Here is a 5,505-nt window from a genome sequence, read left to right as displayed (position 1 = left end):
ACCGCCCCGATGATGCGGCAAGACTTGCCAGTTCTCCCGCAATCGTCAAGCGCGGCATCCTTGGCCTTTTGCACGGTGTCGCGCTGAACCAGCGACCATGATTTGCCTGAAACCGCGAAAGCCCCACAGCCATGGCCGTAGAAGCTCAGTTCAATCGGGCATCGGCCTGCTCCGCAATTGGAGCGCGCGTCGTCCACGGCCGCCCTGCGCGACTTGTGATTCCAGGAAATCCCCCAATTGTTGCTATCGGGACCATAGACGATCGATCCCCATGGCTTCAGATCGTCCATCTTGCGCAACCGCGTCAGCACGCCTTCGGTTGCTTCACCTGACGGCGACAGGTTGCTCTTTTCCTGAAACTTGCTGATCGCGAGCTTCATGCCGGTCTTGCTGTCGGGGACGTCCGGGTCGAAGTTGTGCTCGTAGAGCCGTTCGCTCAATTCGCGCAGCAGCGCGGCATCTTTAATCGGGACGAAGTCGGGGTCCGCGCGCAGCGTACCGGCGAGTTCTTGCTGTGGCGGCGGCGCGATCGCAACTTGCGGCCCGGCCGCCACCGCGGGCGCGGCGAAATAGAAGGAGCCGTCGATCGGCGAGGAGGACACCCAGGGCTGCTGCGATCCGCCCGTCTCCCGCTTCACGGCGAGGCCGACCTGGTTGAAGGTTTGAAAGATGTCGAGCCCCGTCTGCTTGATGGTCGTCGCCAAGGCCTTCGTATAGGGACTGTGGCCGTCGCTGCCGTCCTGGGCGACGCTGCCGGGCTGCGTCGCATAGGAGATCAACGTTCCTTCCGGCGCCCGCATCTGGGCAAGCCCGCCATCGGCGGAGCGCAGCCCGCGCGCGCCGAACGGATTGTTGCGGCAAGCGTCGAGGATTACCATGTTGAGTCGGGTGCCCGAACCCTGCATCTGGCGGAGCACAAGATTGACGTCCACCATCTGGAAATCGACATCGGCTTCGCGGGTCGGGTTGGCGTTCACCGGTACTAGGTAGTTCGAGCCGCTCACCTGCACGCCGTGGCCGGCATAATAGAACAGCGCGACTTCGGCGCCCTGGATTTGACGCCCGAAGTTCTGCACGTCGATATCGAGCGCGGCTTTGTCGAGATCAAGCTGGGCGCGTCCACCTATCAGGGTAAAGCCGAGGCTCGAGAGCGTGTCGGCCATCAGCGTCGCATCGTTGCGGGGATTGTCGAGTCGGGTGATGTTTTGATAGGCGGAATTGCCCACCACCAGCGCGATGCGCTTCTCGGCTGCGGCGGGAGATGCCGATACAAGCGACAGTAGCGCGATCGCGGCGGCGATTGCGCCGCGATTTCCCGTCCAATTCGTGAGCCGCCGGTGCATCCCCAATGCATCCCCAATCATTATCGGGAAACTAGCAGCCGGCGCGTGTCACGAAAAGCGCCGAATCGCACCAGCAGTCCGTTAATGCCGGCATTAACGAGCATGTCTGTTCATGGCACATCGCGTCGGTTAGTGCGATGCAGCGATATGTCTGAAATTGGGGTTAGACCGGAACTGGTTGCAACGGTATTGAACTGCTGAATGACCAACAAAATCGACCTCAATGAAATGATTTGAGCGATGGGAACGCCACCAAAAGTAGGTGCAGCGTCACCGTCAAACCTATCCAATTAAATGGTAAAGTCGTCGCTTCTCGCGTTCGACAAATCTTGCTGCGCGATTGGCAATTTTCTGATTGGCATTGCCGTACAATGTCACGCGCACGGAAAAGCCACCCGGCGAGTTTTCACGAAGAATTTGGATGCCCGCCACGGTCGCGCAGCCGGGCCACTGCCTAACCGCATTGAGGCACTCTCGACGCAAGGCTCCGTAATCTAAACCGACAGTTGGCAATCTCGTCATGCGACAACGTAGGAAAAATGAAATTAGGACTAACTTAGCCCCCTAAAATCTAACGTGTTGACCAAGATCAAAACGGATAACCGATTTTTGGCTTTCGTATATTCGCGGCGTATCCGACATCGGCTGGTATGAGACGCCGAATTCTGGAACGGCTCGACGAGCTGTAACCACGGGTGTCAAGGACCTCGGGAACGACCCTTAGCCACTTGTTTACGACCTGAGACCATTCTTGCCACTTCGACTGTATTGCCGTTTTGGGCCTGCGGGCTGTCTATATTTCGATTTCGGAAACACCCCGTGCCCGGTGTTCGGGAGAACCTGCCATGATTAAAGGCGCAGCAATTGCGGCAGTGGTAATGTTCATTGCCGTTCAAGTTGACCAGTATTACGACAGCGGCTTTTACACGGATGGTGTCCTAGCCATGCTGCGTCAAATACGGCACTCCTTCGGCTGGTAGAAAGCGTGGCCGCAGCGAGCTAAGGCGCTGCGACCTTGTCGGCAAATACCGAGTTTGCCGTGAGATACCGCACAGGTCAGCCACAAGGCGAGCTGGCGGCGCGGGCTGACCATCTCGTGGCAAGCAGAATTTCACCCGCGTTCTGACTTTCTTGCGGGGCTGCCCACGATCAGCCGATATTTCGGGACCCAAGCTGTATTCCAGCTTTCCAAGGTCGTCTCACAGACGGCGCACTCAAAGCTGCTCACCTGTCGAGTAGGTGCCATCACCTGTGTGCGGCGATAAATCGCCCCACAACCGCATAATCTATGGCCCGGCTCTGGCATGCTGGTTCGGTTAATATCGACGCGCCAGCATTCGCTTCAATTCGGACGCGGCGTAATCCTCACGCTCCCTTGTGAAGCGCTGCTGATGGACCTTAAAGTTGGCGACGCGACGTCCAATTTCTTCGCGCTCTGACTCTTCCCAGTTTACCGATGGCGTTCGGTTCGGTTCGACGACAGTTCGCGTCATTAGTTGCTCCACAGGAACGCTCTTCCTGAACGCCTCCGTCTCTTCGATGAACCTATCGAGATTGGTTTTAAAATCGAGCATGGAACTTCCCCCAAGCACCAAACCTATCGGCAACAGCAAGTTGCTGCCATACGGCTAGTGGGGGGTGTGGATAGCGTGGACAACCTCTTCGATCCACACCCACCACGCAGCCTGAACCACCTTGCCGTTACTGGTTTCCCTTGGGACCTGTTCAATCGGATCGGGCATCCGGAAACACGGCTTTGGGCGACGATTTGGTTCCCGCCCTCCAAATCCTTCGAGACCGCACCGCTCCGTCCGCGCGGCCCGAATGCGCGGCAAGCGCTCAACGTGATCCGGAACGATGGCACGGTGATTGCTCAATAGGAAGACAAAGCCGCACTTGTGTCAAAACCGAGCAAGCGAGTTCCGCCATGAAACACCCTCCCCTTGCAGAGACGGCGCGAATTGAAACATTAATCGCGAACCTCAATCGGTCCGTTGAACTTCTTAACGTCGATATCGATAATGAGGAGGAGCGCGCAAGGGTCAAGGATGTTTCGGACCCGGCGTATCCCATCATGGCCCGGCAACTCCGGGCTCGCCGTGACAATTTGAATGTCACCATCGCTGCCCTTAGGCAGCGACTTGAAGCATCTGAAGCAATGATCGAGGAGCGCTTAGCAGGATAGCGTCATTCGATATGCCCGACGTCCGGGTGCCGATCCCGCGTTGCTGCCATACATAGCTGGCGCAGCGGTCCTGTTCGACGAGCAGGTTTGGTTACTGACTCTTTCGTGATCGCGTCGTCGGCCCTATTGGACAAAAGTGCGCAGTGCGGCGGAGCCGAATGTGGTCGGATGAACGCACAGCAATGCACGTTAAGAGGGGTGGAATGGTCGGCAAGGATCGAGATTGCTCCCTTGGGCGCTCATTTCCGGACATGGCACGAAACCCACATGGCCGGCCTGCTCGGCGATGTTCGGTCTTGGGGGTAGAACGGAAGTCGGATTTCAGAGCCGTCAGGGCCGTTGATGACCCCACGATCATGGGCTTTCGAGTACCGCGAGCGTTCTCGGTGCGCGATCGATACCACTTCGTCAAGGCGCTATTCTTCTGGTGTAGAAGGAACCGCCACGCCAATTGAATCATGCCTCGTCGGACCCGGGTATTGCCCGAGCGGGCTAGCCCTTTCTCTCGGCGTTTCCTTCCGCTCTCGTCGGGTGAACCAGTGAGGCCGGCATAACGCGCTACGGCCCGTCGGTCGCGCATGTTTCGCGACAACACCTCGTGCACCAGCATGTCGGCTGTCTCTATGCCGACCCCCATCACGCGCGCTAACAGGCGCACCATGATGTTCGGTCCATCACAGGGCGCTTGGTCGATACGCTTCAGGCGTTCCTCCTCAATCTGCCGGATTTGATTATTGACGAGTCGTCGGCGCTCCATGTCGCGACGTAACTCAGCCAGCGCGTTGGGCGGGATTGGCTCGCCCTCAGGCGTGCGCAAGCCGTCTAGGCGCGTGCTGGCCCTTTTCAGCTTAGGATTGAAACCGCGAATGCCGAGCCGAACCAACGCTGCCTTCATTCTCGTACTCCCGACCCTCAGCATCTACGGCATCGTTTCCCTCGCGGCCGGCGATGTTGGTCAGCCCAAGCAGGATGAGAATCTGCATAATCTTGCCGCCGTTATGAGCGACGGCTTCCGCAATGGCTCCACGACTCTAGGAAGGCCGCTGGTGCGTAGCCCGGCTTAGAGCTTGTTGGTGTCGCCGGCCAACGCGTCCGGCCGTCGCCGCTTCCTCTGGTGGCTCCGCTTTCGGTCGTCGCCATTTTCCTGTTCTCGGCTTCGGCAAAGGAACCGTTTCCACCGGTTGGATGACAGGCTCATTTTGTGCTGGGGCGTCTGCTTGAATAGAGACCGCGGCGGCCGGCGTTTCCACCTTTTCGTTTTCGGGCTGGACCGGTTTTTCGTCCCGCGCGACAGCTTTCGGGTTTTCGATCGGTCCGCGGACCCTTTCGAGTAACGCCTTGCATGTAAACGGGAATACGATCTCCCCTGAAGCGGTGACGCCGATGGGCGTGCAGCCACCGGGCGGTACCTCGTTCTTGTCCGACGGCAGAACAGCAGCCGGTCTAACCAATCCCGTCGTCTGAGCTGAAGCGGCTCCGCCAGATGCCACCAAAATCGCGAGGACCAATAGACGGATCATGGTCAGTCAGGCTCCTTTGCTGGAAAAATTCCAAAACGGCTAGTCGAGCGTGACACCAACGTGAGCGCGCGGGACGGAAACCGCCGCCGCGGAGAACAAGAGTGGGGGCGCTTAGATCCGCGGTCACGGGCCTCGCCGGTTGGCGCCGAGTTCTTTTCAACGGTCACAGATTAGGCAAATACGAAAGCGACCAAACCAGAGCAAAGTAGGACAAAACCGGCAACGGTCACGGCGAGGAAGCTGTTAGAAGCGAATTCATCACGCATGGTACACCACCTATCGCGCGCCCCTGCTCGAACAGAACGATTGTCCGTTCGAACAGTCAAAAGGTTTCGGTTCCAGACACCCAATTCGAAGCGGATTGATGATTTCTTGCAACACCGGTTCGCGTTTATTCCTCGTGCGGCAAGCCTGGCGTCGGCCGCCAGATGGCCCCGGATTCCCCTCGTTGTGAGGC

Annotated in this window: 7 protein-coding genes; 3 read left to right on the top strand and 4 right to left on the bottom strand. The window is 58.4% G+C overall.

Translation table 11 applies throughout. From position 1 onward, the window contains the following. The coding region (locus QZ213_RS23935) for a caspase family protein (protein ID WP_291688554.1) at nt 1-1,343 on the bottom strand (1,343 nt) is incomplete at its 3' end. 845 nt (nt 1,344-2,188) lie between these two features. Here QZ213_RS23935 and QZ213_RS23930 point away from each other — a divergent pair. After that, complete coding sequence (locus QZ213_RS23930; protein ID WP_291688553.1) at nt 2,189-2,323, top strand: hypothetical protein; 135 nt, start codon at nt 2,189-2,191, stop codon at nt 2,321-2,323. 336 nt (nt 2,324-2,659) lie between these two features. Here QZ213_RS23930 and QZ213_RS23925 read toward each other — a convergent pair whose 3' ends face one another. Further along, the gene (locus QZ213_RS23925) at nt 2,660-2,917 is read right to left on the bottom strand and encodes a hypothetical protein (protein WP_291688552.1); all 258 of its coding nucleotides are present in this window, start codon (nt 2,915-2,917) and stop codon (nt 2,660-2,662) included. A gap of 75 nt (nt 2,918-2,992) precedes the next feature. On the opposite strand from QZ213_RS23925, the gene QZ213_RS23920 reads away from it, so the two are divergent. Next, nucleotides 2,993-3,223 (top strand): hypothetical protein, encoded by a 231-nt coding sequence (locus tag QZ213_RS23920; RefSeq protein ID WP_291688551.1) that lies wholly within the window; start codon nt 2,993-2,995, stop codon nt 3,221-3,223. Nucleotides 3,224-3,270: 47 nt separating this feature from the next. Further along, nucleotides 3,271-3,528 (top strand): hypothetical protein, encoded by a 258-nt coding sequence (locus QZ213_RS23915; protein ID WP_291688550.1) that lies wholly within the window; start codon nt 3,271-3,273, stop codon nt 3,526-3,528. Nucleotides 3,529-3,619: 91 nt separating this feature from the next. Here QZ213_RS23915 and QZ213_RS23910 read toward each other — a convergent pair whose 3' ends face one another. After that, a complete protein-coding gene (locus tag QZ213_RS23910) occupies nt 3,620-4,189 on the bottom strand; it encodes a transposase (RefSeq protein WP_291688555.1) in 570 nt (189 codons plus the stop codon). Between the two features lie 187 nt (nt 4,190-4,376). Further along, complete coding sequence (locus tag QZ213_RS27220) at nt 4,377-4,511, bottom strand: hypothetical protein (RefSeq protein WP_365885172.1); 135 nt, start codon at nt 4,509-4,511, stop codon at nt 4,377-4,379. Nucleotides 4,512-5,505 lie beyond the last annotated feature (994 nt).

It is taken from the genome of Bradyrhizobium sp., from assembly GCF_017881085.1.
Classification (GTDB): domain Bacteria; phylum Pseudomonadota; class Alphaproteobacteria; order Rhizobiales; family Xanthobacteraceae; genus Bradyrhizobium.
This window is presented reverse-complemented; position numbering and strand designations above follow the sequence as displayed.